This window comes from Brevibacillus sp. HB1.2 (assembly GCF_013332495.1).
Classification (GTDB): Bacteria; Bacillota; Bacilli; order Brevibacillales; family Brevibacillaceae; genus Brevibacillus; species Brevibacillus porteri.
Genome location: NZ_JABMIU010000001.1, coordinates 875,827 through 900,935 on the forward strand (window position 1 = coordinate 875,827; position 25,109 = coordinate 900,935).

Annotated in this window: 29 protein-coding genes; 12 read left to right on the forward strand and 17 right to left on the reverse strand. The window is 47.1% G+C overall.

The features are described from left to right. Positions 1-42 precede the first annotated feature (42 nt). The 3 genes from glsA to HPY28_RS04075 all read right to left on the reverse strand — a co-directional run bounded on the left by glsA (position 43) and on the right by HPY28_RS04075 (position 3,880). Complete coding sequence (glsA, locus tag HPY28_RS04065) at positions 43-975, reverse strand: glutaminase A (protein ID WP_174230106.1); 933 nt, start codon at positions 973-975, stop codon at positions 43-45. 78 nt (positions 976-1,053) lie between these two features. Beyond that, complete coding sequence (locus HPY28_RS04070) at positions 1,054-2,223, reverse strand: MalY/PatB family protein (RefSeq protein WP_174224808.1); 1,170 nt, start codon at positions 2,221-2,223, stop codon at positions 1,054-1,056. A 130-nt stretch (positions 2,224-2,353) separates the two neighbouring features. Next, positions 2,354-3,880 carry an AbgT family transporter gene (locus HPY28_RS04075; protein WP_174230107.1) on the reverse strand — a complete coding sequence of 509 codons (1,527 nt, stop codon included), beginning with the start codon at positions 3,878-3,880 and terminating at the stop codon, positions 2,354-2,356. A gap of 405 nt (positions 3,881-4,285) precedes the next feature. Between HPY28_RS04075 and HPY28_RS04080 the strand changes: the two genes are divergently transcribed. Next, on the forward strand, positions 4,286-4,795 hold the full coding sequence (locus HPY28_RS04080; protein WP_174230108.1) for a molybdopterin-binding protein: 510 nt from the start codon (positions 4,286-4,288) through the stop codon (positions 4,793-4,795). 106 nt (positions 4,796-4,901) lie between these two features. Here the strand turns inward: HPY28_RS04080 and sda are convergent, their stop codons facing one another. After that, positions 4,902-5,039, reverse strand: a complete 138-nt coding sequence (sda, locus tag HPY28_RS04085; RefSeq protein ID WP_007725857.1) for a sporulation histidine kinase inhibitor Sda — start codon at positions 5,037-5,039, stop codon at positions 4,902-4,904. 276 nt (positions 5,040-5,315) lie between these two features. Next, positions 5,316-6,527 (reverse strand): ornithine--oxo-acid transaminase, encoded by a 1,212-nt coding sequence (locus HPY28_RS04090; RefSeq protein ID WP_017247921.1) that lies wholly within the window; start codon positions 6,525-6,527, stop codon positions 5,316-5,318. 196 nt (positions 6,528-6,723) lie between these two features. On the opposite strand from HPY28_RS04090, the gene HPY28_RS04095 reads away from it, so the two are divergent. Together HPY28_RS04095 and HPY28_RS04100 are read left to right on the forward strand one after the other, a co-directional pair. Beyond that, on the forward strand, positions 6,724-8,142 hold the full coding sequence (locus HPY28_RS04095) for a sigma-54 interaction domain-containing protein (RefSeq protein ID WP_017247920.1): 1,419 nt from the start codon (positions 6,724-6,726) through the stop codon (positions 8,140-8,142). Between the two features lie 554 nt (positions 8,143-8,696). Further along, positions 8,697-10,085 (forward strand): amino acid permease, encoded by a 1,389-nt coding sequence (locus HPY28_RS04100; RefSeq protein WP_069852182.1) that lies wholly within the window; start codon positions 8,697-8,699, stop codon positions 10,083-10,085. 284 nt (positions 10,086-10,369) lie between these two features. On the opposite strand, the gene HPY28_RS04105 is transcribed toward HPY28_RS04100, so the two are convergent. Next, positions 10,370-11,587 carry an MDR family MFS transporter gene (locus tag HPY28_RS04105; RefSeq protein WP_173621520.1) on the reverse strand — a complete coding sequence of 406 codons (1,218 nt, stop codon included), beginning with the start codon at positions 11,585-11,587 and terminating at the stop codon, positions 10,370-10,372. A gap of 134 nt (positions 11,588-11,721) precedes the next feature. On the opposite strand from HPY28_RS04105, the gene HPY28_RS04110 reads away from it, so the two are divergent. After that, positions 11,722-12,603: a LysR family transcriptional regulator gene (locus HPY28_RS04110; RefSeq protein ID WP_017247917.1), complete on the forward strand. Its 882-nt coding sequence runs from the start codon at positions 11,722-11,724 to the stop codon at positions 12,601-12,603. 8 nt (positions 12,604-12,611) lie between these two features. Here the strand turns inward: HPY28_RS04110 and HPY28_RS04115 are convergent, their stop codons facing one another. Both HPY28_RS04115 and HPY28_RS04120 read right to left on the reverse strand, forming a co-directional pair. Further along, on the reverse strand, positions 12,612-13,280 hold the full coding sequence (locus HPY28_RS04115; RefSeq protein WP_174230109.1) for a phosphatase PAP2 family protein: 669 nt from the start codon (positions 13,278-13,280) through the stop codon (positions 12,612-12,614). Beyond that, positions 13,277-13,729, reverse strand: coding sequence for a YaiI/YqxD family protein (locus HPY28_RS04120; protein WP_017247915.1), 453 nt, complete (start codon positions 13,727-13,729; stop codon positions 13,277-13,279). The genes HPY28_RS04115 and HPY28_RS04120 overlap by 4 nt, the downstream gene beginning before the upstream one ends. Positions 13,730-13,798: 69 nt before the next feature. Between HPY28_RS04120 and HPY28_RS04125 the strand changes: the two genes are divergently transcribed. Then, positions 13,799-14,125, forward strand: a complete 327-nt coding sequence (locus tag HPY28_RS04125; RefSeq protein ID WP_017247914.1) for a hypothetical protein — start codon at positions 13,799-13,801, stop codon at positions 14,123-14,125. Positions 14,126-14,199: 74 nt separating this feature from the next. Here the strand turns inward: HPY28_RS04125 and HPY28_RS04130 are convergent, their stop codons facing one another. Further along, positions 14,200-15,114, reverse strand: a complete 915-nt coding sequence (locus HPY28_RS04130; protein ID WP_017247913.1) for a S8 family peptidase — start codon at positions 15,112-15,114, stop codon at positions 14,200-14,202. A gap of 187 nt (positions 15,115-15,301) precedes the next feature. On the opposite strand from HPY28_RS04130, the gene HPY28_RS04135 reads away from it, so the two are divergent. Then, a complete protein-coding gene (locus HPY28_RS04135) occupies positions 15,302-15,574 on the forward strand; it encodes a stage VI sporulation protein F (protein ID WP_017247912.1) in 273 nt (90 codons plus the stop codon). Between the two features lie 112 nt (positions 15,575-15,686). Here the strand turns inward: HPY28_RS04135 and HPY28_RS04140 are convergent, their stop codons facing one another. The 4 genes from HPY28_RS04140 to rnz all read right to left on the reverse strand — a co-directional run bounded on the left by HPY28_RS04140 (position 15,687) and on the right by rnz (position 17,813). Then, positions 15,687-15,776, reverse strand: a complete 90-nt coding sequence (locus tag HPY28_RS04140) for a YjcZ family sporulation protein (RefSeq protein WP_100169674.1) — start codon at positions 15,774-15,776, stop codon at positions 15,687-15,689. A gap of 128 nt (positions 15,777-15,904) precedes the next feature. Next, positions 15,905-16,561 carry a YczE/YyaS/YitT family protein gene (locus tag HPY28_RS04145; protein ID WP_174230110.1) on the reverse strand — a complete coding sequence of 219 codons (657 nt, stop codon included), beginning with the start codon at positions 16,559-16,561 and terminating at the stop codon, positions 15,905-15,907. Between the two features lie 27 nt (positions 16,562-16,588). Next, positions 16,589-16,813: a hypothetical protein gene (locus HPY28_RS04150; RefSeq protein ID WP_017247910.1), complete on the reverse strand. Its 225-nt coding sequence runs from the start codon at positions 16,811-16,813 to the stop codon at positions 16,589-16,591. Between the two features lie 43 nt (positions 16,814-16,856). After that, the gene (rnz, locus tag HPY28_RS04155) at positions 16,857-17,813 is read right to left on the reverse strand and encodes a ribonuclease Z (RefSeq protein ID WP_173621516.1); all 957 of its coding nucleotides are present in this window, start codon (positions 17,811-17,813) and stop codon (positions 16,857-16,859) included. A gap of 126 nt (positions 17,814-17,939) precedes the next feature. Here rnz and HPY28_RS04160 point away from each other — a divergent pair, with 126 nt between their 5' ends. Genes HPY28_RS04160 through HPY28_RS04170 form a run of 3 tightly spaced genes read left to right on the forward strand, consistent with a single transcriptional unit; the run spans position 17,940 to position 20,529 of the window. After that, positions 17,940-18,932, forward strand: a complete 993-nt coding sequence (locus HPY28_RS04160; RefSeq protein WP_174230111.1) for an ABC transporter substrate-binding protein — start codon at positions 17,940-17,942, stop codon at positions 18,930-18,932. Between the two features lie 6 nt (positions 18,933-18,938). Beyond that, positions 18,939-19,742, forward strand: a complete 804-nt coding sequence (locus tag HPY28_RS04165) for an ABC transporter ATP-binding protein (protein WP_173624318.1) — start codon at positions 18,939-18,941, stop codon at positions 19,740-19,742. Further along, positions 19,723-20,529 carry an ABC transporter permease gene (locus HPY28_RS04170; RefSeq protein WP_017247906.1) on the forward strand — a complete coding sequence of 269 codons (807 nt, stop codon included), beginning with the start codon at positions 19,723-19,725 and terminating at the stop codon, positions 20,527-20,529. The genes HPY28_RS04165 and HPY28_RS04170 overlap by 20 nt, the downstream gene beginning before the upstream one ends. Before the next feature lie 80 nt (positions 20,530-20,609). On the opposite strand, the gene HPY28_RS04175 is transcribed toward HPY28_RS04170, so the two are convergent. From HPY28_RS04175 to HPY28_RS04185, 3 genes are all read right to left on the reverse strand, one after another. Next, positions 20,610-20,996: a VOC family protein gene (locus HPY28_RS04175; RefSeq protein ID WP_017247905.1), complete on the reverse strand. Its 387-nt coding sequence runs from the start codon at positions 20,994-20,996 to the stop codon at positions 20,610-20,612. Between the two features lie 64 nt (positions 20,997-21,060). Next, positions 21,061-22,020 carry a tetratricopeptide repeat protein gene (locus HPY28_RS04180; protein ID WP_174230112.1) on the reverse strand — a complete coding sequence of 320 codons (960 nt, stop codon included), beginning with the start codon at positions 22,018-22,020 and terminating at the stop codon, positions 21,061-21,063. A gap of 64 nt (positions 22,021-22,084) precedes the next feature. Next, a complete protein-coding gene (locus tag HPY28_RS04185; protein ID WP_012685928.1) occupies positions 22,085-22,459 on the reverse strand; it encodes a hypothetical protein in 375 nt (124 codons plus the stop codon). Between the two features lie 166 nt (positions 22,460-22,625). Here HPY28_RS04185 and HPY28_RS04190 point away from each other — a divergent pair, with 166 nt between their 5' ends. Continuing rightward, positions 22,626-23,069, forward strand: a complete 444-nt coding sequence (locus HPY28_RS04190; RefSeq protein WP_017247903.1) for a DUF2621 domain-containing protein — start codon at positions 22,626-22,628, stop codon at positions 23,067-23,069. 65 nt (positions 23,070-23,134) lie between these two features. Then, positions 23,135-23,377: a hypothetical protein gene (locus tag HPY28_RS04195; protein WP_007724492.1), complete on the forward strand. Its 243-nt coding sequence runs from the start codon at positions 23,135-23,137 to the stop codon at positions 23,375-23,377. A gap of 157 nt (positions 23,378-23,534) precedes the next feature. On the opposite strand, the gene HPY28_RS04200 is transcribed toward HPY28_RS04195, so the two are convergent. Further along, positions 23,535-24,134, reverse strand: a complete 600-nt coding sequence (locus HPY28_RS04200) for a DUF502 domain-containing protein (protein ID WP_017247902.1) — start codon at positions 24,132-24,134, stop codon at positions 23,535-23,537. 99 nt (positions 24,135-24,233) lie between these two features. Between HPY28_RS04200 and HPY28_RS04205 the strand changes: the two genes are divergently transcribed. Then, complete coding sequence (locus tag HPY28_RS04205; RefSeq protein ID WP_174224816.1) at positions 24,234-25,061, forward strand: sulfurtransferase; 828 nt, start codon at positions 24,234-24,236, stop codon at positions 25,059-25,061. Positions 25,062-25,109: the final 48 nt, after the last annotated feature.

Consider the following 25,109-nt stretch of genomic DNA (forward strand, 5'->3'; position numbering starts at 1 on the left):
GGGCCATTTGAAAAGGGGAGAAGACAGATCAACTGCAAGAAGCTAAAAGATACCAAGCTTCCACTCTTTTGAAAGCAGCTCCAACAGCTTGACACCGGCTACCGAATTTCCTTTTTCATCCAGGGCTGGACCGAACACGCCAATCCCCATTCGCTGTGGCACTGTTGCCATAATACCGCCGGCAACCCCACTTTTCGCGGGGATTCCTACGTCAATCGCAAACTCACCAGAGGCATTGTACATCCCACAAGTCACCATGAAAGTCTTGCAGATTCGCGCTACTTCTTCTGGAATCACTCTCTCACCTGTATTCACGAGAATTCCGTCTGCTGCAAGCACCATTCCTAGTGTCGCTACTTCCTTGGCTGTCACTTCTATCGAGCAATGGCGAAAATACAGATCAAGCGTCTCTTCTACATCCGTTTCCAGAATGCCGCTGTCCTGTAAAAACCAAGCGAGGGCACGATTGCGATCAGCCGTTTTCTTTTCAGAACAATAAACAGCTTGATTAATAGAAAGATGAGGATTCCCCGTCATTTTCCGCATCAAAGCCATCACAGCATCTAGCCGCTCGTCCACGTTGGCACCGCGAATCATGCCCGCAACCGCAATGGCTCCTGCATTGATCATCGGGTTCAGTGGTTTATGGGATTCGGTCGTCTCCAGCTTAATAATCGAATTAAACGGGTCTCCAGTTGGTTCTTTCCCCACATGCCGAAACACGTATTCCTTTCCGTTCTGGCATAAGGCGACGATCAGAGAGAAAATCTTGGAGATACTTTGCATCGAGAAAGGCACATCTGCATCCCCAGTAGAAAGGATCGTCCCATCGGGCAAGCATACAGCCACTCCCAATTGATGTGAATTGACTTTTGCCAATTCAGGGATGTAGGACGCTACACTCCCCTTGTTTGTATACGCAAGTGACTGATTGCGTACTTGCTCCAATTGTTCGGACGCTTGTTTCAAATCCATCGAAAAACCCCTCAGTCTATTACGTCGATGTATATAGATTCGATTGTAGATTTCTACATGAGACATGTCAAATTATCCCTACTTCTGCACGGCGTGCTCCAATCGTTCCATCGCTTCGACTAGAATCGATCTCGGGCAAGCAAAATTGATTCGCATGAACCCTGCACCATCCTGTCCAAACGTTGTACCATCGTGCAAACCAAGCTTTGCATCCTCACGAATGAGCTTGCTCAACTCCGCCTGACTATGTCCTAGCTGTCTAAAATCCATCCACCCCAAGTATGTCGCTTCCGGAAGTGCCATAGATACCCCAGGAATACGAGTCGATAAAAACTCATGCACATAAGCTGCATTCTTACGTAAGTAGATCAACAGTTCTTCCAGCCATGCTTCTCCATGTTGATAGGCAGCAATCGTTGCTTCCATTCCAAATAGATTCAGATTCTCGTAGCCCATTTTGGATGCCGTGATGGAAAAGTTCCGCAATAACTGCTGATTTTCTGTCATCAAATAGGAAGTATACAGACCAGCCAAATTAAACGTTTTGGCGGCTGATAGGAAGGTCACACTCTGGTTGGCCAATTCCGGTGCCAGCGAATAGTAAGGCGTATGAACATTTGGCTCATAGACCAAATCCGAATGAATCTCATCGGCAACCACAATCACGCCATTTTCTACACACAATCTTCCCAAGCGCTCCAGCTCTTCTCTGGTCCATACTCGCCCGATCGGATTATGGGGTGTGCAGAGTAGCATGAGCTTCACCCGCGGGTCGCTCAGCTTTTGTGTGAGGTCATCCCAATTCATTTCATAACGCCCGTCACGCTCCAAGAGTGGGCTGGTAACGACGTGACGTCCGCGATTTTCGACTGCATGATAAAAAGGGTGGTACACAGGCGTCTGGATCAAAACACCATCTCCCGGGGCTGTAAAAGCCTCTACGGCTACGTGTATGCCAGGAACGACCCCAGGTATACCTGTCATCCAGCTCACTTCTACCTCTACACCAAATCGCTTGTGTATCCACTCTTTCAAGCTCTGAAAAAGAGCATTTGACTTCAACGTGTATCCGTATATCGGGTGACTCGCGCGTTTGATCAGTGCCTCTGTGATTTCAGGAGCGCAAGCAAAATCCATATCCGCCACCCAGAGCGGAAGCATTCCTTCACCGTTCACTTTTGGATTCTGAATCTCCCATTTGACACTATCTGTCCCTCTGCGTTCGATGCGCTGATCAAAATCGTACACTTTCGTTCCCTCCCTTATTCCCTTCACATGTATACACACAGCATAAACCGTCTTTTTCCAATTGTCCAAGCTTCAGGTGTACGAAAAAAAGAGCCGCCCAGTGAGCGACTCTCTTCTTACTATCAATAGATTAACGAGCGTATACGCCAGGACCAAATGGGAGGTCAAGGTAGTACCATAATGTCAATTGCAAGATCCAAACGACCAGGAAAACGATTGCAAATGGAGTCATGGTAGAGAAAATCGTTCCCATTCCCGCATTCTTATTATACTTCTGATAGAACGCCAGGAAGAGCGGGATGTACGGATTCACAGGTGAGATCGTATTGGTTGCAGAGTCCGCAATCCGATAAGCGGCCTGGATAAATGCCGGGTTGTAATCCAACAGCATCAGCATTGGCATGAATACAGGTGCAAGGATCGCCCACAGTGCTGAACCACTCGTGATAAACAAGCTACAGATACCAGTGAAGAGTGTAAAGGCAATAATGATCGGCAAGCCAGTCAAGCCCATGTTTGTCATGAATTCTGCACCATTGACAGCCATCAAAATACCAATGTTGCTCCAGTTAAAGAACGCGATGAACTGTGCTGCTGTAAACGCTAACACAATAAAGCCGGACATATCCTTGATTGCTTCGGACATGTAATGCGGAATGTCCTTCGATGTTTTAATCAATCCCATTGCTCTACCATACACAAACGATACGGTCACGAAGAACAACAGGATGATGGGAATAATCCCTTTCAAAAACGGTGATGTCAAGAATTCACCTGTCTTTGGATCGCGCAACAGTGAACCTTCTGGAACGACCAACAATGCTACAATCACCACGAAAATCAGCGCTGCGATACCCGCTTTGCGCAGTGCTTTGTTTTCTTGCGGAGTTACTGCTTCGAATTGTACGTTTCGATCGCCGTGATACGTGCCAAGACGTGGTTCGATAATTTTATCGGTAATCCATCCTCCAAAGAAAGCAAGGATAACAACGGAAGCTGACATGAAGAACCAGTTATCTACTGGCGTAACCATTGCATTCGGTTCAATCGTTTTCGCTACTTCCGTACTGATCCCTGCCAAGAGAGCATCTGTACCGGCAATGAAAAAGTTCGCTGTAAAACCGGAGGATACACCAGCCATACCAGCTGCAAAACCTGCAATCGGGTGGCGCCCCATTGCCAAGAACACAAGACCGCCAAGCGGAGGAATAATAACCATGGCTGCATCAGAAGCAAGATTTCCTAAAATACCGACAAAGACAATTGCATAACTGACAACCGATGCCGGAATACCTGCCATCATTTTGCGTAGAACTGTCGTCAAAAGACCGATTTTTTCTGCCAGTCCAATTCCAAGCGTCATCGCCAGAACGAGACCAAGTGCTGGAAATTCAATAAAGTTTTTCAGCATACTTGTTAAAATCCAATGAATACCTTCGACGCTAAGCAAACTCTTAACGGCAACCTCTTCGCCTTTTGCAGGATGCATAACCGAAAAGTCCATGGCTGCGAGAATTGCAGAGACTACCATCAATACACCACACAAAATAATGAACAATACAAATGGATGCGGGAGCTTATTCCCTACCGTTTCAATCCATTTTAGGATACCTTTTTGCTTCATCAGATCTACTTGCACATTCGTGCCTTTCGCCATAGTTTCGCCCCCCTGATTCGTTTGAATTCCCTGAATGTTCTTGCGGATTTGCGACCATCCTCGGGATGAATGATGTGGTCTTCCTTCTCTAGCGCTCATCGCCGTTGAGGTTCAGCGGGAGAAAGACGAAGTGAGCTTCCCTTATTTCGTGAAAGCCTTTCCAAGAATCGAAAGGCTTGTACACAATGCCTTTTATCTGACTCCAACTTTTAAGTAGAGTTCAAATATAGCAGGCAAAGTTCACTCTCACATAATAACTTGCTAATATGATTATATAATCTATAAAATCCATGTCAATAATTTTTAGACTATTTTATGAAATTTTCGCTTTTTGGATAATTGCTGTCATTTGCGAGTCTATAGTAATATAGAGATTGATTACGAATGATCACGGAGGAATGACGTATGTCTGATGTTATCGTGTTCAAAGGGGCCATTGCTTTCCCTATTACATTGGATCCAACCGTTTGGGTTTTTGATGAACGCAAATTCGATCTGAAAACATACGCGGGCGAAGATGATAGCTCGCTGGCTACACAAGCAAAGTATTTGGCTGGCACGGGGACGCAGTGGGATAAGGAATTGCGCGAAGGGGCTACCCTTCCTTCCGAACGAAAAAGCTTAGCCGAAGAACGTAAAGTGCTCGAAGGCGAGTACGGAATTCGTCTCGATCCCTTCATTACAAACGCTGAGCCCCTACCAGAGGTGACTCATGTCCGTCTTCACCGCGAGGATCAGGAAGCGATCGTTCTTCCACTTGCAGAGGCAAGAAGAGCCATCCTCCAATTCTCCAAAGACGGCAAGCCTATTAAAGAGGATGGTCCTGTGTACTTTTATTTGCCGGAAGTGTTGCTGGCAAATGAAGCGCCAATCAAAGGAATTATCGCTTTGGAGTTTATTACGGAGCAAGCGTAAGACAAGCCACTTAAGATAATCCTCTCTTGGATAACAAAAGCCATCCTCCTTTGAAAAAAAGAGGATGGCTTTTGCCATATGTTACGTATGTGTGATGATTTTGCTCTTAGGCGCTGAACTGCGTGATACGGATATTCCGATGCTGTAGTTCTTCGCGAAGCAATTCGATAAAAGCTGCATCTAGTTGAAGGTCGACAGCGCGATGATATACTTCTATCAACATTTGGTCACTTAAGTATTTCACCTTTGCTCACCTCCATCGCTAATATGAGCCCATTGTAACAGAAGCCTTTGTATCGAACAACCGTTCGGATATCCACAAGCAATGTGGACATCTTGTTGGTAACATGTGGGCAAACTGTGTGTAACTTATAAGTATCCAAGCATTTCCTTTGTGGATGTTTTTTTCCATTTATCCACAGCCGGTCGAAAATTGTCGAACGAATGATGTGACTATTCTGTCATAATCACCCCTCAAGAAAAAAAGCCACCCTGTACAGGATGGCTTTTTTCGTTGCTATTATGCGTTTGCCGCTTCTGTCACGTGCAGAACTTGCTTGATGCGATCAATTGCCCAATCCAGGTCTTCTTTGCTGATGACGAGTGGCGGTGCAAAGCGAATGGTTGTCTCATGTGTTTCTTTGCACAGGAGTCCCAGTTCTTTTAGTTTTTCGCAATATGGACGAGCCGCTGTTGTCAGCTCCAAACCAATGAACAGACCGCGACCGCGAATTTCCTTGATGATCGGGTTGTTGATTTCTTTCAATTTCTCCATGAAGTATGCGCCCATTTCCAGGGAGCGCTGTACAAGACCTTCGTCAGCCAGTACATCCATAGCTGCGATGGCAACTGCGCATCCGAGTGGATTTCCGCCAAAGGTAGAACCGTGAGAGCCTGGTTCAAATACGCTCAAGATTTCTTTATCTGCTGCTACTGCGGAAATCGGGAACACGCCACCACCAAGAGCTTTCCCCATGATGTACATGTCTGGTACTACATTTTCCCAATCGCTGGCAAACATTTTACCTGTGCGACCGAAGCCTGTTTGGATCTCGTCGCTGACCAAGAGTACATTGTTTGCTTTACATACCTCTTGTGCCTGCTTCAAGAAGCCCTCTTGCGGAATGATGATCCCTGCTTCGCCTTGGATCGGCTCCAGCATGAATGCTGCTGTATTCGGTGTAATCGCTTGCTTAAGCGCTTCGATATCGCCATAAGGAATGATTTTGAACCCAGGAGTGAATGGTCCGAAGCCACGTCTGTACTCTTCTGCAGAAGAGAAGGAAGTTACTGTGACAGTACGACCATGGAAGTTGCCTTCACATACGATGATTTCTGCTTGGTTCTCTGGTACTTTTTTCACGTCATAAGCCCAGCGACGAACCGCTTTGAGTGCTGTCTCTACTGCTTCTGCACCAGTATTCATTGGCAGGATCATTTCTTTTCTTGTCACCGCAGAGAGCTTTTCGTAGAATTCACCCAGTTGGTCATTGTAAAAAGCACGGGAAGTGAGCGTTACTTTATCTGCTTGATCTTTCAGAGCTTGGATGATACGTGGATGACGATGCCCTTGGTTCAGCGCAGAATATGCACTCAGCATATCCAGATATTTATTGCCTTCCGGATCGTGTACCCATACGCCTTCTGCTTTGGAAATAACGATCGGTAGCGGATGATAGTTGTGCGCACCAAATTTTTCTGTTTGTTCAATAACCACGTTTGTTTTACTCATGTCGTTAGCCTCCTTCAAGATCACTTGCTAAAATTATCTAGCAAGAACGATGCCAAATAGGAAAACCCCACAAAGTCGATCCAATCCGATCAAACGAGCAAAAAAATTTTGCACCTCGCATTCATATTCTTTTGCAGTGCATAATGTTTTTGCACTCATTCTCTTTATGCTATGATACCCTCATAAGGAAAGGCTGGTGACCACGGTGTCGTCTTCTAGGCAAAATTCTTCAGCTGACACTCTCTTGCGCATTTATGAACATATTTTGGACAGAATGAATGAAGGTGTACATGTCATCGATTCGGACGGAACAACGATTGTCTACAATTCCAAAATGACCGAGCTGGAATCGATGACCAGACAAAACGTTTTGCACAAACCTTTGGCAGAGGTTTTTCAGTTCCCGTCTGGACAGGAAAGTACCTTGCTCACATGCTTGCGTACCGGAAATAGCATTCGCAATACACGACAAACGTATTTCAATGACAAGCAAAAAGAAATTTCAACCATCAACCATACGTACCCCATCATTGAAAATGGCAAGATCATCGGCGCAATGGAAATCGCAAATGATGTTACCAAAATGGAACGATTGATCAGAGAAAACTTGCTGCAAAAAAACGGGTCACGCTACACATTCGAGCACATTATCGGGAGAAGCGGTCCTATTCTCGATGTCATAGAGAATGCCAAACGCGCAGCACGCACCTCCTCATCCGTATTGGTCGTGGGTGAAACGGGTGCCGGGAAAGAGCTGTTCGTGCAAAGCATTCATAATGCCAGTCTGCGTGCTTCTGGTCCCCTTATTTCACAAAACTGTGCTGCGCTTCCGGATAGCCTGATCGAAGGGCTTTTGTTTGGAACGGCTCGTGGAGCATTTACTGGCGCAGTGGAGCGACCTGGATTGTTTGAGCAAGCAGAAGGCGGAACCCTTTTTCTCGACGAAATCAACTCGCTTAGTATGCCACTACAGGCAAAATTGTTGCGTGCTCTGCAAGAGAAGTCGATTAGACGTATTGGTGACACAAAGGATCGATCGATCGATGTACGAATCATTGCAGCAATTAATGAAGATCCTGTTGAGGCAATTGCCCATTCGCATTTGCGAAAAGACTTGTACTATCGTCTCGGAGTCGTCACGTTATTTCTCCCCCCGCTTCGGGAACGCAAGGAAGATATTCCGATGCTGGTCAGCCATTTTATTGAGAAATACAATGAGCTCTTCCAAATGGAAGTAAGAGGCATCAGTGACGAGGTTCTGCAATTTTTTATCCAGCATGATTGGCCTGGCAATGTGCGTGAGCTTCAACACTTGATTGAGGGGGCCATGAATCTGATGATTGACGAATCAACCATCCGCTATGAACACTTACCCTTACACTTTTTGCGTCGTACGCCAGCCGCTTCCGTAACAATCGAGCAACCCTCCCCTCACACGTTGCCTTTTGTGGACGAAGGAAAGCCATTGAAGGAAACCATGCAAGAGTTTGAAACAGCATATATTCACCATGTTGTGGAACGCTATAACGGAAATATTTCACGAGCAGCCAAGGAATTGCAAATTAGTCGTCAAAGCTTGCAGTATCGTTTGCGTAAGCTGGGGATTAAGGGATAAGGCATACTAATAAAAACGACGTTCTGGTTTGAGTCAACATGGTGGAGAGAAGAAAAAGCACAGTTCTCTTCGACTCTGACACGCCCGCAAGGGTGATTCACTGTTCGTCTACACTTCAAAAAGGGGCCCGTCGAGCCAAAGCCACCCTACGGGCGGACGTTTCTCAAGAAGAAGTGTTCGACAAGCATGGACCCCTTTTTGAAGTTCCGACTGAGTTGGCTTTGTCAAGGTCTACGAGCCCTGCGCTTTTTCTTCTCACCAGTTTTATTGGTTAATCGTTACCTTCTAAAAGCATGCAAGTTCATCTCTTTAGATGTTTTCTTTCAGTCCAATTTTCCCCTTATCTTTTTTAATAAACGCCAAGAAATTTGGCGTTTTTTTAATTATTTTGCATCAACTGCCGAATCATTTTGCACTTTTTTGGTAGTATATACCTCAAAAATAATATTTTCATAAATTATTTCTTTTGGTATCATTCTTGCAGAGCATATATCGCTATCGCGCCTGAAAACGCATACATCCATTGAACATACTCGCGTGAAGGAGAGGGTTATATGTCCACAAGCAACATGGAGCAGCACAATCAATTGAAACGCACGATGAACAGCAGACACCTCTTTATGATTTCTCTTGGCGGCGTAATCGGAACCGGGTTATTTCTCGGATCAGGTTATACAATTAGTCAGGCAGGACCAGTTGGTGCCATTCTCTCCTATTTAGTCGGCGGCTTTATCATGTACCTGACTATGCTATGTCTGGGCGAGCTGACAGTTGCCATGCCAGTGGCTGGTTCGTTCCAAACATATATGACCCGCTTTGTTAGCCCAGCACTTGGGTTTGGTGTAGGCTGGTTGTATTGGCTTGGTTGGGCCGTGACCGTTGCTTTAGAGTTGTTGTCATCAGGATTGCTGATGCAACGTTGGTTCCCTGACTCACCTGTTTGGATGTGGTGCGCGATCTTCGGTGTAGTGCTCTTCTTATTAAATGCTTTATCTGCTCGAGCGTTCGGTGAATCTGAGTTCTGGTTTTCCAGCATTAAAGTAAGCGCTATCATCTTGTTCATCATCTTGGGTGGAGCGGCGATGTTTGGTTTCATCGACCTGAAAAACGGTCAGCCTGCGCCAATGCTCTCCAACTTTACAGAAAGCCCGCTTCTCCCCTTTGGAATCACAGGCTTGCTGATGACGATGATCACCGTGAACTTCTCCTTCCAAGGTACCGAGCTGATCGGGATTGCCGCTGGAGAAAGTGAGGACCCAGAGAAGACGATTCCGAAGGCCATTCGTACGACGGTTTGGCGCACACTCGTTTTCTTCATTCTGGCGATTGCCATCGTGGCAGGGATGATTCCACACCAACAGGCGGGTGTGATTGAAAGTCCGTTTGTCGTCGTTTTTGACAGTATTGGGATTCCTTATGCGGCTGACATTATGAACTTCGTTGTCCTGACAGCACTTCTATCTGTAGCCAACTCTGGTTTGTACGCAGCAACTCGTATGCTTTACTCCCTGTCCAAAGAAGGAATGGCTTCGAAAAAGCTTGGGGCCGTAAATGGAAAAGGGATTCCGATGAACGCTTTGTTGATTACGTTTGCCATTGCACTCTTGTCTCTTCTGTCCGGTATTTTTGCAGAAGATACGGTTTTCATGGTGCTGTTGTCTATCGCTGGTCTCGGCGCACAGGTGGGGTGGATCTCCATCTCTGCTTCGCAGCTCGCTTTCCGTCGCCATTACCTGAAAAATGGAGGCAAGCTGGAGGATCTGAAGTTCCGTACCCCTTTGTATCCGATACTGCCTTTGATTTCCTTGATCTTGAACTTGCTCGTTCTCGTAAGCTTGGCATTCGATCCAGAACAGCGCATCGCCTTGTACTGCGGAGTTCCGTTTATGATCATTGCGATATGCGTGTATCAATTCCATTTTAAAAAGAAAATCGAAGCATAATCACAAAAAGAAAAGCTTGCAGCCCCCCTCTTTCAAGAAGGGACTGCAAGCTTTTCATGTTTTATATGCGATGCGATAGGCTTGGCAATACTACAATGAGATTCGGACAATTTCCGTAACGACTACCATGGCAAAGACTGCAAATCCAAGGGAACTCGTTACCAGCAACATGCGCTTTAGCTTTTTCATATCTTCCATAAAATTCCCTCACTTTCTTGCGCCAATCATCTCTATCGTTATATACGTATGAACGATGGAAAATGTTTCATTTCGCCCAAAAATATTTACGATCGAGCTATTTTCTTAAGATCATTCCCGATTTGTCCGGTTTGTTGTTCCATGCGATATAGCATCCAGGCCACCCAAAACCCGATGACCAAACAAATGGTCCATGGCAGCCACGGCGTTTGCAAGCGTAGCCCTACATCGTACACCCATCCTCCTGCTATTTGTCCGAACGAACCCCCGATGGCAATCGAATACCCGTTGAAGCCGTAATAGGCGCCAACCAAGTCCTTGGGAGCAAAACGAGGAACGACATCCACCAGATTCGGAACAGCAATCATGGTACCCAGTGCAAAAAGGAACACATCCAAAAGAATGAGCCACAATGAATCGGCAAACGTGAACAAAAATAGTCCCACACTCATAAACAACGTTCCGATGCCAATCAAGGTAAGCCTGTGCTGATAACCCTCCAGCAATTGTGTCACTTTCATTTGAAATAAGATCACAAACAGCGAGAGAGCAGAAAGCACGATCCCTACATTCACCTTGCTATGCGTAACATTTTCAACAAACAGCGGAATCGTTAAAAACACCTGCATATTCAAGTAATAATACCCCATCAAAATAAAGGTATATCGTACAAACAGCTTGTCCTTCACTACCGTGGACATACTTTCCCATATGCTATGCCGTGTATTAGTGGCGCGAATTGGTGGGAATAAAAAGAAGATCACGATTGTATTCACTCCGAAAACGGCTCCTGCAAACAACGAAATGTACGTAAAATCAATAGCCGAGAGTGCTGTCCCCACGATTTGGGAACCGACAACCGCAATATTTCCAAGCACATTGCGAAGGGAGAATACTTCTTTTCGAATGGCCTCAGGTGTAATAATCGCATAGGCAGCAGAGCAAGCAGGCTCAAACAACGCCCCACCCAATCCGGAAAGAATCGCGGCAACAAAAAAGTGCCAGGTCTCGGTACAAAAAGCGAACATCGCAAAACCAACGGCACGTACGCCCAATCCGAGGAACATCGCCCCTTTGTATCCGAAGGCATCCGCGATCACACCGCCTAAAAAAGCAAGACCTTGCTGGGAAAACTGTCTGACACTCAGGACAATCCCTGCCATCGCCAGTGTCCAGCCGATGCTGCCCGTCAAATACAAAGTGAGGTACGGGATTAATGCATAAAAACCCATATTCATCATAAAAGATGTGCTTAACAAGAGCTTCACTGAAAAGGGCGTTTCTCGCCACCATTCCCACTTCATCCCAATACCCCTCGCTCTCCCGATAGCCCACATGAAATAAGGATATCCCCAGCTTAGCGAACAGGGTATAATTTGGGAAACGAACATTTTTGTATATGGTAATCAAATATTTAGATAAGAGGGATTCCAACTGTATGGACTTCGAACAATTACGCGCTTTCTACACATTGGCCCAAACGAAAAATTTCACCAAGGCTGCGGAAATGCTCCACTTAGTCCAGTCTACGGTGACAATGCGAATCAAGCAACTGGAAGAAAAAGTTGGCAAACCTCTTTTCATTCGTGATAAAAGAAGTGTTGAGATTACCCAAGCGGGCTTAACCCTTTTACCGTATGCAGAGAGAATCCTCAAACTGTCCCATGAAGCCCTAAATGAAGTCGCTTCACTCCAGCCTTATGAAGACTATTTATCGATCGGCAGCTTAAACGCGATCTGGACTTCCACCCTCGAGCCAATCTTGAAAGAATACCACTATCGGTATCCACAAATTGCGATCAGCACCAAGACAGGGCACTCGTCCGATGTCATCCAGTATTTGCTGGACAACGTGATTCAAATCGGAATCGTGTACGTTCCCCCATCCTTGCCCAACTTTGACGTTATACCAACGTGGGATGATGAAATTGTCTTGGTTTGCTGTCCAGAGAGCCCCATTGCCGCATCTACACACGTCGATTCGCGCGAGCTGCGCAATCTGCCGCTGCTGTACATGAATTGGGGCCCTCCTTTTAACGAATGGATTAGACAGACATTGCCGCGTAATTACGTACCCAAGCTGACAGTAGACAAAGCGGAGCTCGCTATCGATCTGATCAAAGAAGGTCTCGGCGTGAGCTTGTTGACGCGCTCTACCGTCAAAGCAGAGCTTGCGGCAGGTACCTTGAAGGAACTGATCATAACAGGCAATAAACCTCCCAAACGATCGGCGTACATCGTCTTGCCAAAGGACAAAAAAAATAAACCCAGCGTAGAAAAATGGCTGAGTTTAATGAGTGAATTAGGGTATTCCACCTAGCTTGCTGATTACCTGGACTGCGGTATGGGGTCGACGACCGTGCTTCGTCTCCCCATCCATTCTTCATAGCCAAGACGAAGGAGAAAGTACCAGCACATCGACAGGAAAAAGCCGGTAAGCACATCGCTCAAATAATGAACCCCCAAGTACACACGGCTGAACGTGAGCAATGCCACGAAAATAAAAACCGCAGGCTGCACGAGCGACGACCATCTTTTCTCCGCAAACCACTGGGCAATCCAAAACGCGACCATGCAATAAAAGGCTGGTCCAATCATCGCATGACCACTCGGAAACGAAAAGGACTCCGGCAGCTCAATCAGATTGACGCCACTCGGTCTAGGCCTCTCAAAGAACCGCTTTAAGAGCTCATTCGCTACTTCACTGGCACCGAGGGAAATGAGAACAAACATTGCCTCCACACGATATTTCTTTATGTATAGGACAACGAACATGATCACCGCTACAGGTACAAGGAACATGCCGCCGCCAAGATTGGTTACCAATCGGAAAAAAGCAGTCCCAACATCCGAGCGAATCGACTCTGCAAATGCGATGGCAGCTTGATCCATACCAGCCACTTTCCCTGCTACGTAGAGGGCAAACATGCTTGTGGCAAGTACCGCAAATGTAAGTGCTCCGCGTACATATTCATTTTTTCTAGTTGTCTGATTCATTGTTGATCTCCTCTTTCCATCAAAAAACGCAAGGACTCAGCAAATCGTTGATCGTCTTCACGCGTGCGAGCAGCAGGCCCCTTTGTACGACCTCCCCCTCGCCGATATCTCGCTTTTTCATTTCGTTCTTCCAAATGAAATGTAATCCGTTCTGGGTCAAAAACCATCCCGTGGGGTGTCAGGGCATGGGCTCTCTTTCCTAGAATAAGCGCTGCCAGACCAATATCCTGCGTCACCACGACATCCCCTGAACTCGTTTCGTTCGCCAGCTTCATATCTACGGCTTGTGGGCCGGCATCTACCGTTACATGATTGGCGTTGCCGATTTGATGATTATAACTGGCAAAGGTCAAACAAATCCAGTCGAGCTCCTTGCACAATGCTTGGGCAGTTAAGAGTGCCTGGCGCGGACAAGCATCCGCATCGATAAGAACACGTCCTTTTGACATAGTTGCTCCTTTCGTGTGTATTTCTCTCCCCGTACCGATTCATTTTTGGTATGATGGAAGTGGAGAGGAGTGAGTTCACCTTTGCGCTATCAATTTATCCATGATGAACGGCTAGGTATACGACTTCCCGTGCTGCATCTGGAATGGGAAGATTATTCGAAAGTAGAAAGAGCGGATATGTTGCTGGAATGGGAAGAAATCCGCGCGACCATTCCGGATAAAATACACCGGGTAGAGAAGGTCATTATCGAGAAAACCAAACTAATGTCCGAAGAAGAAAATTTCGTTAGATCTTGCGAATTGAACAGCGAGATCCACGAATTGGCCAGTGTTATTAATGATCTTAATATATGGTTCCGTGTCCAGCAAGACCATGACTCCAAAACCCATCAATAATTCGTTTATAAAAAGCAACAGCTCCTTGGCTTCTTTTTTAGCCTCGGAGCTGTTTTTTCGTAGGAACGCTATGCTTATTTTCGCTTGCGACCAATTTCTAACGCCTTCAGCCCTGCTACATGCGGGGCAGCCATCGAAGTGCCATTCAGCTTTTTAAACTGATTTCCCGGCCACGTAGATAAAATATCAACCCCGGGTGCCTTCATATTTACGCCCTTGCCTCTCGCACTGAACGTTGCCAATTTTCCCGTTTGATCAATCGCACTAACCCCTAAGACACCATCGTACCGCGCAGGATACTCCACTTCTCCCCCTCCGTTGCCTGCAGAAGCTACCAGTACGATTCCTTGCTGATAGGCCCGACCAACTGCTCTCGCCATTGCTTCGCTATATTGGGGCATGCCAAAGCTCATGTTGATAACATCCATCTTATTGGCAATTGACCATTGCAGAGCCTGCAAAATGGTCGACAAAGATGATTGACCCTCATGATCAAAAGCACGGACGTCATACAAATGGGCCTCTGGAGAAACTCCGACAATTCCTCTTTGGTTCATCTCGGCTACGATGATCCCTGCGACATGCGTCCCGTGTCCATTTTGTTTGCCGCGCACTAGCTGGATGCCACCCTTTATTTGGCCCTTCAAATCAAAATGATCGCGGGAGATTCCCGTATCGATGACAGCGACCTTGACGCCTGCTCCTCGCCCCTTTCGCCACAATCTCTGTGCCCCCACATATCGCACTCCCCACGGGATTTCATCCTCTCCTTCCGCATGCACGCTTACGGTAATGTTCTCTTCCACCATCGCTTTATACCTTCGAAAAAGCTCCTCATGCTGCTCAAATATCTTTTGTTTGACACACAAGCAAGAAAGGTCATCATAGCATCGCCATGGAAGTCTCTCGGTTTTGGTCAGAACCTTGGTTTTCAAATCTGACAGAATCTCGGTAAACGGCGTATCCCGATGAAAGCTGACAATTTTCAACCCACTAGCCTCCTGTCATGCATCTTTCTGACTCATCCTATGTCACGGCTCCCTCTGTGGGTTTGGGCCATTGCACAACGTTGACCAAAATAGGCGAATAGCCGCGTGAATCTGTCCAAGCGAACTCCCTTGCTTTTCCATATAACTGCATAGGGCAGGCGTATTCCTTTGAAAGGAGCGAAGCATCATGGCAAAAGCAAAAGGAAAAGTAAGGGCAAAGGTCAAGCAAAAAGCGAAGGGCAGTCCACGTGACTTACTGAAATCCATCAACAAGAAAAGTAAGAAAAAATGGACGATGGGCGATGTACGATCACTGGCCAGAGACTTCTCCATGAAAGACTTGAAGGATGACAAGAAATTAAGCGAACTGATTAAAAAAGTCAGCAAGGCGGTCGGAGTCAAATTATCCGATCAGCAAATGTCCAGCGTAAAAAAACAAGTGCATGATCGCCTCGGATAAGAAATGCCGCCCTTTGGCTTCGCCCCTCTTTGGCGAAGCCTTTTTTTGCAAAACAAAAGAGAGAGCGAAAAATCGCTCTCCCTCCTGGCGAAGCTAATGACCAGTGTTTTCGTTAGTCGCAAGAGCAAGCAACGATAACGAGCAGTACGAACAACACCAGTATTAAAGCAAAGTCGTCAAATCCTCCGTTGAACAGACTCATTCGCTTTCCCTCCTTTGCCAGCAACTAGTCATACTGTATGTGCGAATGCTTAAAGATGATTGGACCATCGCCTATACAAGACTGTTTTTCCTGGTTTTTTACACAGTTACTGGCAAATGGAAAGGAGATTAGCTCGCTTGTCTTTCAATTGGCTCTGGCAGTCCATACTGCTTTTTCATGACTTGACGCCAAAACGGAATCGTACGTTGAATCATCGGTCCCGTTAACAGTGCAATCAGTATCGTGCCGATTGACACAGGTCCACCCAACGCAGCACCTGCAAGCAGTACGGTAACTTCTATGATGAGTCGGACTCGCTGGATACTCCAGCCTAGACGCTCGTTCATCGCCAGCATAAAGCTGTCGCGCGGTCCTGCCCCAAGAGAAGGAGATAAATAAATCCCGATCCCGACAGTCAAAACAACAACACCTGCGAGAAACATCAAAAGCCTCGCCCAGGTAGATTCCAGCTCAGGAATAAAATCTAACCATAAGATAAGATCGAGAAAAACGCCAAAACAAATCATATTTAAGAACATTCCAAAATTAGGCTTCATTTTTGCCACGAAATAAGTGGCGAAAATGACAACGACTCCTACGATCTGAGACCACAGGCCAATCGTTAATCCAAATGTTTTTTGCAGGCCGATATGAAAGGTTTCCCAAGGTGCTACGCCGAGGTTTGCTTTAATGGCCAGTACCGTACCGAATGCACCGACGAACAAACCTAGTACGAACATCAAGTAGCGAACTGTGATCGACCTGTTGAACCCTCTGCCAGACACGTCTCTTTCATCTCCTGACGATGTGGTTTACTTCCAGCCTGCAATGACTTCGTAAAAAAGTCCGTCCTTACGGTAATACGCTTCGGATTTGGAGAAGTTCAGGTAGGTCTGTGCCTCTGCAAGCTGCTCTCCCGTCAAAATGACCTGACGTTGCTTGTTCACATCGTCTCGATATTCGACAACGAGGCTGACTTCTTCCGACTGACAGTGTTGAATGAGTTCTTCTGGTGTAGCAAAGGTAATCCGCTTCATGCTCCCCCACCTCCTCCATCGTGATCATTCATTATAGCAAGGATTATGGCTTTCTCCCATCGTTTCTCTCTCGTTTTATAGAAATGCTGCCAAGATCATCAGCCAATTGGGTCGCCGAAAAAATTTGCTGCGCTTCTGCCAACAGATCCTCCATCGAAAAATCCCCGTCTTCATCTTCATAACGTGGGCTAAAGTGAGTCAGACACAGTTCTTTCACGCCCGCGTCTTTGGCAATTTGAGCTGCCTCACGTGCTGTGGAATGCCCGCTTCTGGTTGCCAGCTCCTTGTCGTGATGGGCGTAGGTCGCTTCGTGGACGAGCAAATCCGCCCCTTTTGCTAGTTCCACAACCGCTTGGCTCGGCTCCGTATCTCCACTGAAGACGATTTTGCGTCCTGGCTGCGGCTCTCCAACGAAGTCCTTTCCGTCCAGAACACGACCATCCTCGAGTGTGACCTGTTCTCCTCTTTTCAAGGCTCCAAATAACGGCCCTGACGGCACCCCGGCCTGCTTTGCCAGCTCTACTTGAAACGCTCCTGTCTTTTCCTTTTCCATCACAGCATAAGCAAACGAAGGCACGCGATGTTTCGCCATTCGACAGCTCACCACGATTTCTTCGTCCTCGTAGATTACGCCCTCACTGACGATTTTTATTTCCAAGGGATATTGCAAATGAACCGGACTTGCCTCCATGATCGCTCGAAAATATCGGTCGAGCCCTGGTGGTCCGTACAGCTCTAACGGAGTCGGTTCGGTATTGCGCAAAGACCGGCTCGCAAGCAATCCGATCAGTCCGTACAGATGATCCCCATGTAGATGGGTGATAAAGATTTTATCCAACTGACTAATTTTCATCGGTGCTCGCAGTAGCTGGTGCTGAGTCCCCTCTCCGCAGTCAAACAACCACCACTTGCCTGCCTGTAAAAATCGCAAGCCGATCCCACTCACATTTCTTCGCGTAGTAGGTGCACCTGATCCGGTGCCTAAAAATGTAACGATCACGCTATGTCCATCTCCTTTGTGGCCTTCCCTCATCATGTGCCTGTCTCTATCTCTAGGCATTCACCCTTTTTTGTCTGGGCGCATAGCCTACAACATACAAAGCCTAGCAAGGAGGGACTCCTAATCATGAAACGCTTTTTGGCGCTGGGGCTGGCCGCTTTTCTCGCTATGACGGCCGTCTTGACTGGCTGCTCCAGCACTCCCGAAAAAATAAGAATTGGTGAAGTGACTCGTTCTTTGTTTTACGCCCCGCAATATGTCGCACTTGAAAAAGGATTTTTCAAGGAAGAAGGTCTGGAAGTAGAGCTCTCAACCATACCTGGCGGAGATAAAGTGATGGCAGCTCTGTTATCTGGCGGCATCGAAGTCGCGCTCGTCGGCTCCGAGACCAGCATCTACGTCTCTCAGCAAGGAGCTGCCGATCCAGTTGTCAACTTTGCACAGCTCACGCAGACGGACGGTACCTTCCTTGTTTCCCGCGACAAAATGGATGACTTTACTTTCGACAGGCTAAAGGGCAGTGTCTTCTTGGGCCAACGTAAAGGCGGCATGCCTCAAATGGTCGGCGAGTATGTACTCAAAAAGCACAATATCAATCCGCAAGGCGACCTGGAACTCATTCAGAATATCGAATTCAAAAATATTGCGTCTTCCTTCGCATCTGGTACCGGAGCGTATGTACAGCTGTTTGAACCGGAAGCCTCCCGCTTTGAACAGGAAGGAATCGGCCATGTCGTCGCCTCTTTTGGCAAAGAGAGCGGAACCGTTCCTTACACAGCCTTTATGACAAAACAAAGCTATATCGACAGCAACGCAGCAGCTATTCAAAAGTTTACCAATGCGGTCTACAAAGGGCAACAGTGGGTTGCCAGCCACAGCGCAAAAGAAACGGCTGATGTGATTGGCAAGTACTTCGAGCAAATCGATCCAAAGATTCTGGAAATCGCTGTACAGCGTTACTTGGAGCAGGGCTCCTATGCTACCGATCCCATCCTAGACGAAAAGGAATGGAACCAGCTACAAGATATTATGGATTCCGCTGGTGAGTTAAAGCAACGTGCTGATTACACCAAGCTGGTAAACACCACATTTGCTACCCAATCCAAGGAAGGGAAATAGGCCGTCATGAAGCAGATTTCTTCTACGCCGGCAAAAATAGAACTCGGCCACGTGACCCATCTTTATTTATCCACGACCAGGGCGTTCATGGCGGTCCAAGACATTAACCTGCGCGTGGAGGAAGGCGATTTCATTTGTCTGGTTGGTCCCAGCGGTTGTGGAAAGACGACGTTGCTCTCCCTTATTGCAGGGCTTGAGAAGCCGACAGCAGGTAAGGTGTGGATCGACGGAAGAGAAGTCAGCGGAACGTCTAGGCAAGTTGGCTACATGCTTCAGCAAGATTATTTGTTCAATTGGCGCTCCATCGAAGATAACGTGTTTCTCGGACTCGATATCCAAGGCATCCGCTCCAAGGAAACAGAAGAGTACGCCCTGCATCTGCTGGATGAAATGGAACTGTCTGATGTGCGCAAATCCTCTCCCCTACAGCTGTCAGGCGGCATGCGACAACGGGTTGCACTCGTCCGCACACTCGCCTGTCAACCTGATGTGCTGTTGCTTGACGAACCATTTTCTGCATTAGACTACCAAACCAAACTCAAGCTCGAAGACTTGATCTTTTCAACACTACGCCGGCATAAAAAAACGGCAGTCCTTGTGACACATGATCTCTCGGAATCGATCGCGATGGGCGATCGCGTTTATATCTTTTCACGCAACCCGGGACGCATCAACAGCGAGATTGTCGTACCCAACCCGATCCGGGATGCTCTGCCGTTCGACGCCAGAAATCATGATGAATTCCAAGACTTGTTCCATCGCGTGTGGAAAGAGATGGAGGTAGTGTCTGATGCAGCCAAAGGAAATTGAATCCGTCCATCGTCGCTACTTGCAGCTTGAAAAGCGTATGAGCTTTTCCGTCTTTGCCACACAACTGTTCCTCTTTCTCGTTTTTCTCGGCTTATGGGAGCTCTTGGCTCGAACAAACACCATTAATGCACTCATCTTCAGCTATCCCTCCAAGATTTGGGCTCAATTTTGGCTACAGCTGCAAGATGGCAGTCTTCTCCCGCATGTCGGCTTGACCGTATGGGAAACGATTATCGGCTTTCTCTTAGGCACGATTCTGGGAACCGTCATGGCAACGATTATATGGTGGTCCCCTTTTCTCTCCCGCGTACTAGAGCCTTATCTGGTTATTGCCAACAGTATGCCAAAGGTAGCCCTCGGTCCGGTTTTCATCGTTGGCTTTGGTCCAGGTTTGCTCTCCGTCATAGCCATGGGGTGCGCGATCTCGGTCATCATCACCACGATCAACGTCTACACCAGCTTCAAAGAAGTCAATCAAAATTACGTCAAAGTCGTGCAAACACTTGGAGGGAGCAAACGGCAAATCTTCACGCTCGTCATTTTGCCAGCTACCATCCCAACCCTTCTCGCAACGCTGAAAGTGAATGTCGGACTTTCGTGGGTGGGCGTCATCGTCGGAGAGTTTCTCGTATCCCAGCAAGGCTTGGGGTATTTGATCATATACGGCTTCCAAGTATTTAATTTCACCCTGGTCATGATGAGCTTAGCCATTATCGCGGTCATCGCTACCGTGATGTATCAAGGCGTAGCCTATATAGAGCGGCGGCTCACCAGCCAGTTCAAATAGATGGCTTCTAAAAAACGGTGCCAACCATCTACCGGGGATGATTGCACCGTTTTTTCATGGATCAATAGCTTCTGACGAGGTTAAGGGGCCACGATCTCGACCTTAATTCTATCTGGGTCCTCAAAAAACAAAGCATAATGTCCCTCGCCTCCAGCATGCGGATGCCGATCCTGATAGAGCAAAGAGATACCGCGACGAGCAGCTTCCTCCCGCAGCTTTTCCACATGTTCTCGATCCCGTGCGTAAAATGCCAGATGATTCAAACCGACTCGACACCGATGATACGGGGTATCGAGGAATCGCTCTTCGGCCTGAACGAATACCAGATAGGTACCATTCTGTTTCCAGCTTACCCCACTGGCCCATTCTTGATATCGCACATAGCCCAGCTCATCCTCCAGCAACCATCCCCAAAAATCTTTGGAGCGTGCCAAATTGGAGACGTACACTTCAACATGATGCAGCATCCCACAGTCCCCCTTTTACAGAAAAACGCCCGACAGCGAAATGCCGGGCGCTCTAGCTATCGATTTACTTCCAAAACTTCCACTTGCTCTTCTTCGCTGTCGGATCGTCCATGTGGCTCTCGACGACCTTCTGTTGGGCGGCTGCTTCCACTTCGAGCGCTCCAGGTACTCGATTCAGGAAGTGATCGACCATAGGCTTGTAGTTATCTGGCAAATGCTCTTGCATGCTACGCAGAATGCCGATTGCCTTTTCCATTTGATCGGTTGCCAACAGAGCGTTGGCATAGTTGAAGCCAGCATACGGATACGGGAAATGCGGCGTCCAGAACTTTTCACAAATCTGAATCAACTGATAGACATAACCCGCTTGTCCCAATTCACCTGTCACAGTCATGACGACCTCAAAGCGGTCTTTCGCTCCTTCAATCGCTACCGTGTACCATTTCATCGCATTCAGGAGGTCCTCCTCCGTCAAAGCCAGACGAGCCAGCTGCAGCTGTGGTCTCCAAGCGCCTTCTTTACTTGCCAACGCCTCTAGCTGCCCTTTCAGTTCATCCTTTTTCCCTCTTTGCACGAAGCTCTCGACAAACATGTTCAAGCCATTTTCTTGATTCGGATCTTTGTGCAGACCAGTATGTAGGGTCTCGAATGCTTTTGGCTCATCTCCCTCAAACGCGAAAATCTTTGCCAAATTGGTGCAAGCCGTACCCGATGACGGGAATCGTTCCAGACAATCTGTCAGGATTTTTTTAGCGCTTTCAAATTCTCTCGCCTGCATATGAACGACTGCACGGAAAATGAGAGCAGACTCGATTGGACCGTATACTTCGAGAAGCCTGTCAGCAGCGACAGCGGCTTGCTCATGAAATTGACCCTTCACCAACTCCATCGCAAAATCGCGAAGCTTATCTTTTTCATCCCAGTACTTATCCAGATTTTGCGGAATGATTGTTTTCTGGTAGTCCTCTCGGGACATATCGATGGTTTGACCAAACTCATTGGTAAACGTCACAAATTCAGACATGAAACAGCCTCGCTTTCATTTCCTCACAAAAGTTTCAAATTCTCCACACAAGGAAAACCGCCAATTAGATCCATGCTTTGATATTTACTTTACGGATAAATTCCTCCATTGATTCCTTCGCGGGTTCGTCATTTGCCTCTTCTGCATCTTCCATGCCCATCAGTTGTCGAAACAGTGCTTCGTTCCTTGTCGCCAATGCAAAATCAAGTAAAGCCTCATGCGAGATGCGATTGGCTTCTTCCTCCAGCAATTGCTCCTCCAAGGCGATATCCTCTTCTACAACAGCGATATGCTTATCAATTTTCGGTATGCGTAAAACCCAGGAAAATGCGCTGTCCGGATTGCGGTCACGAGCAATCAGGTAACCGTATTCACCCAAAGGCAAACCTTGCTCGAAGGAGTCGGCAACAATGACGACGCGTTGTCCAAGCTTGAACATGAGCGTCAACTCCCAATAAAGATTAATTCTAATCATACTAAATTGTATGTGTTCTTGGGAAGAGCAAACCCAAGGATAGGCAAACGCACAAAAAGTTTGTTGCCCGAACCAAAATAAGGTACAATTTTTACTAGTGAATGGATATTGGTAATGAGGTGTACAAGGTATGGGTGAAATGTCTACAGGGTTTTCCCTGTTTATCGTTGGCTGGACCATTGTTCTCGTAAGTCTTATGGCGATTGGCGGGTATTTCATGTTCCGCAAATTTCTCAAGTCCATGCCCAAGCAAGACGGAAAATCTGACTTGGATTGGCAAGATCATTACATTGATCAGACACGTGCACTCTGGACAGATGAGGGTCTGACCTTGCTCAATGAATTGGTTGATCCTGTGCCACAGTTGTTTCGTGATGTTGCGAGACGTTCCATTGCAGCGAGAATCGGACAGATCGCGCTGGAAGAGAAAGCAACCACCATTACAACAGATTTGATCGTAAAGGGGTACATCGTAGCAACCCCCAAGCGTGACCACAAATGGCTCATTGCTCACCTGAAATCCAAAGAAATCGACTACACTCCCTATGAGAAATATTTGAATGCCGAGGGATAATTGAAACTTCCTGTGGCGTGATCCGTAAAAAAGGGTAATACCTTTTTGGCAAGGAGACGATGTGGATGTCAGTCCTACTCACGATTTTGGGGATCGGTTTCGTTATCTTGATCGTTGCGATTGTCATAGTGGCGGTCCTCTTTAAGAAAGGCGCCCGGTTCTTGTGGAAAATGACCGGACGTGGCTATCACAAGTACAGCAGCAGTGATTACCGATATCGCCCTTTTTGGAAGATGGGGCATCGAACATACGGTCATCGTCACTATCGTCGCAAATATTCTAGCCATAGTGGATTTTTTAGCAGCTAATGCCATGGAAATAAGAAGGCACTCAAATTCGTTTGAGTGTCTTTTTTTGTGTGTAAAATGTTGAACGTAGTTTTTTAAAACAACTGTTCTAAAGTTCCCAAAACAAGCAACAAACCTCCAAAACCACAAGACTCGTGGCGCTGGAGGTTTGCATTATTTAAGCATCGCTGCTTCTTTTGTTTACGTTTTGCGGCCCTCCGGATACCCCACCCGATACCAGGAATGCCATGATTTCTGAGCTCTCCGTATCAAGCAGTTGTACCTGATCGCTCGGGAACAACAGGAGATTTCCTGCAAAATTGTACGACTGTGGCAAATAGACCGCTACGTGGTCTGTGAGACCGAAAGAATCGAGGCTTTCCTTTGTAATAAACCCAATTGCCTTTGCATTTCCATCCTTAGATAGCGTCACGAGCACCGGCTTGTCGAAGCTCTTCTTCTCCCCTACAAACGCTCCGATCAAATCCTTGATGGATGTATAAATGAGTTTGATAAACGGCACTTTCTCGAAAACAGTGGACACGAGCGAAAGCACTCCGCGTGTCAGCACATTGGATGCAAGGAAGCCTACAATCGTGATGCCGAGTATGGTTAAGAGGAAGCCCAGTCCTGGAATTTGGAGGTTAAACCAGTTGTGGACCAGCTTATAGAACCAGCTATCCACTGTCGTGAAAATCCAGTACAAAATATAAATCGTCACTGCCAAAGGAATGACAAACAATAACCCCTCTAAAAAATAGCGAATGAAACGCTTCATCTCTCTTCTCCTCTCCCCTAACCACCTACCGTAATTATTGTACCTGATTGGGGTGCCATCTGCTATGATGAAGAAAAAAAAGAGAAAGTAGGGAGATTCATGCAAGCACTTGTCACACCTCAATGGCTCAAGGATCATCTGAACGATGAAAATATGGTGATCGTCGATTGTCGTTTTGCTTTAAGTGCTTCTGAAGCAGGTGCAGAGGAATACGGGAAAGATCATATCCCGCAAGCCCTCTACTTTCATCTGAACCGTGACCTTTCTGGTTCCAAAAGCGAGCATGGTGGACGTCATCCTCTACCAGATCCAGATCTGTTAGCTGCCCATTTTTCAAATGCGGGAATTGATGCCAACACGACTGTCATCGCCTATGATGATCAGGAAATGGCGATGGCAGGACGTCTATGGTGGCTGCTGCGATACCTTGGTCACGATCGGGTAGCTGTACTCGACGGCGGATACGCTGCTTGGAAAAAGGCTGGTTATGAGGTAACAGCAGAAGTACCTACTGTACAAGCTCGAGAGTTCGTCCCCCATGTCCGTCACGACATGCTGGTTGACATGGAAGGTGTCAAAAAACGCAGCGAACATACTGTATTACTCGATTCTCGTGCGCCAGAACGCTACCGCGGTGAGAATGAACCGATCGACGCAAAAGCAGGTCACATACCCGGGGCGCACAATTTCTTTTATAAGGACAACCTCGCTGCTGATCAGACGATGCTTCCGGCAGACGAGCTGCAAAAGCGTCTCGCTCCTTACGCTGACAAAGAATTGATCGTCTATTGCGGCTCAGGCGTGACAGCTTGCTCCAATCTGCTTGCTTTCCATGCTGCTGGTCGAACAGATGTGAAATTGTATTTGGGCAGCTGGAGTGATTGGAGCTCGTACGAGGAAAATCCGGTTGCTACCGGTGAAGAGTAATTCCAAAAATGGAATGGCGGCGATCGCCTCCCTACGATACTGGGGAGC

Excerpts from the sequence above, each read along its gene's own strand:
- glsA (WP_174230106.1), bottom strand. The coding sequence starts at position 975 with ATGGATTTGAAACAAGCGTCCGAACAATTGGAGCAAGTACGCAATCAG.
- HPY28_RS04075 (WP_174230107.1), bottom strand. The coding sequence starts at position 3,880 with ATGGCGAAAGGCACGAATGTGCAAGTAGATCTGATGAAGCAAAAAGGT.
- HPY28_RS04080 (WP_174230108.1), top strand. The coding sequence starts at position 4,286 with ATGTCTGATGTTATCGTGTTCAAAGGGGCCATTGCTTTCCCTATTACA.
- HPY28_RS04090 (WP_017247921.1), bottom strand. The coding sequence starts at position 6,527 with ATGAGTAAAACAAACGTGGTTATTGAACAAACAGAAAAATTTGGTGCG.
- HPY28_RS04100 (WP_069852182.1), top strand. The coding sequence starts at position 8,697 with ATGTCCACAAGCAACATGGAGCAGCACAATCAATTGAAACGCACGATG.
- HPY28_RS04105 (WP_173621520.1), bottom strand. The coding sequence starts at position 11,587 with ATGAAGTGGGAATGGTGGCGAGAAACGCCCTTTTCAGTGAAGCTCTTG.
- HPY28_RS04110 (WP_017247917.1), top strand. The coding sequence starts at position 11,722 with ATGGACTTCGAACAATTACGCGCTTTCTACACATTGGCCCAAACGAAA.
- HPY28_RS04115 (WP_174230109.1), bottom strand. The coding sequence starts at position 13,280 with ATGAATCAGACAACTAGAAAAAATGAATATGTACGCGGAGCACTTACA.
- HPY28_RS04120 (WP_017247915.1), bottom strand. The coding sequence starts at position 13,729 with ATGTCAAAAGGACGTGTTCTTATCGATGCGGATGCTTGTCCGCGCCAG.
- HPY28_RS04135 (WP_017247912.1), top strand. The coding sequence starts at position 15,302 with ATGGCAAAAGCAAAAGGAAAAGTAAGGGCAAAGGTCAAGCAAAAAGCG.
- HPY28_RS04140 (WP_100169674.1), bottom strand. The coding sequence starts at position 15,776 with ATGAGTCTGTTCAACGGAGGATTTGACGACTTTGCTTTAATACTGGTG.
- HPY28_RS04150 (WP_017247910.1), bottom strand. The coding sequence starts at position 16,813 with ATGAAGCGGATTACCTTTGCTACACCAGAAGAACTCATTCAACACTGT.
- HPY28_RS04160 (WP_174230111.1), top strand. The coding sequence starts at position 17,940 with ATGAAACGCTTTTTGGCGCTGGGGCTGGCCGCTTTTCTCGCTATGACG.
- HPY28_RS04165 (WP_173624318.1), top strand. The coding sequence starts at position 18,939 with ATGAAGCAGATTTCTTCTACGCCGGCAAAAATAGAACTCGGCCACGTG.
- HPY28_RS04170 (WP_017247906.1), top strand. The coding sequence starts at position 19,723 with ATGCAGCCAAAGGAAATTGAATCCGTCCATCGTCGCTACTTGCAGCTT.
- HPY28_RS04175 (WP_017247905.1), bottom strand. The coding sequence starts at position 20,996 with ATGCTGCATCATGTTGAAGTGTACGTCTCCAATTTGGCACGCTCCAAA.
- HPY28_RS04180 (WP_174230112.1), bottom strand. The coding sequence starts at position 22,020 with ATGTCTGAATTTGTGACGTTTACCAATGAGTTTGGTCAAACCATCGAT.
- HPY28_RS04185 (WP_012685928.1), bottom strand. The coding sequence starts at position 22,459 with ATGTTCAAGCTTGGACAACGCGTCGTCATTGTTGCCGACTCCTTCGAG.
- HPY28_RS04190 (WP_017247903.1), top strand. The coding sequence starts at position 22,626 with ATGGGTGAAATGTCTACAGGGTTTTCCCTGTTTATCGTTGGCTGGACC.
- HPY28_RS04195 (WP_007724492.1), top strand. The coding sequence starts at position 23,135 with ATGTCAGTCCTACTCACGATTTTGGGGATCGGTTTCGTTATCTTGATC.
- HPY28_RS04200 (WP_017247902.1), bottom strand. The coding sequence starts at position 24,134 with ATGAAGCGTTTCATTCGCTATTTTTTAGAGGGGTTATTGTTTGTCATT.
- HPY28_RS04205 (WP_174224816.1), top strand. The coding sequence starts at position 24,234 with ATGCAAGCACTTGTCACACCTCAATGGCTCAAGGATCATCTGAACGAT.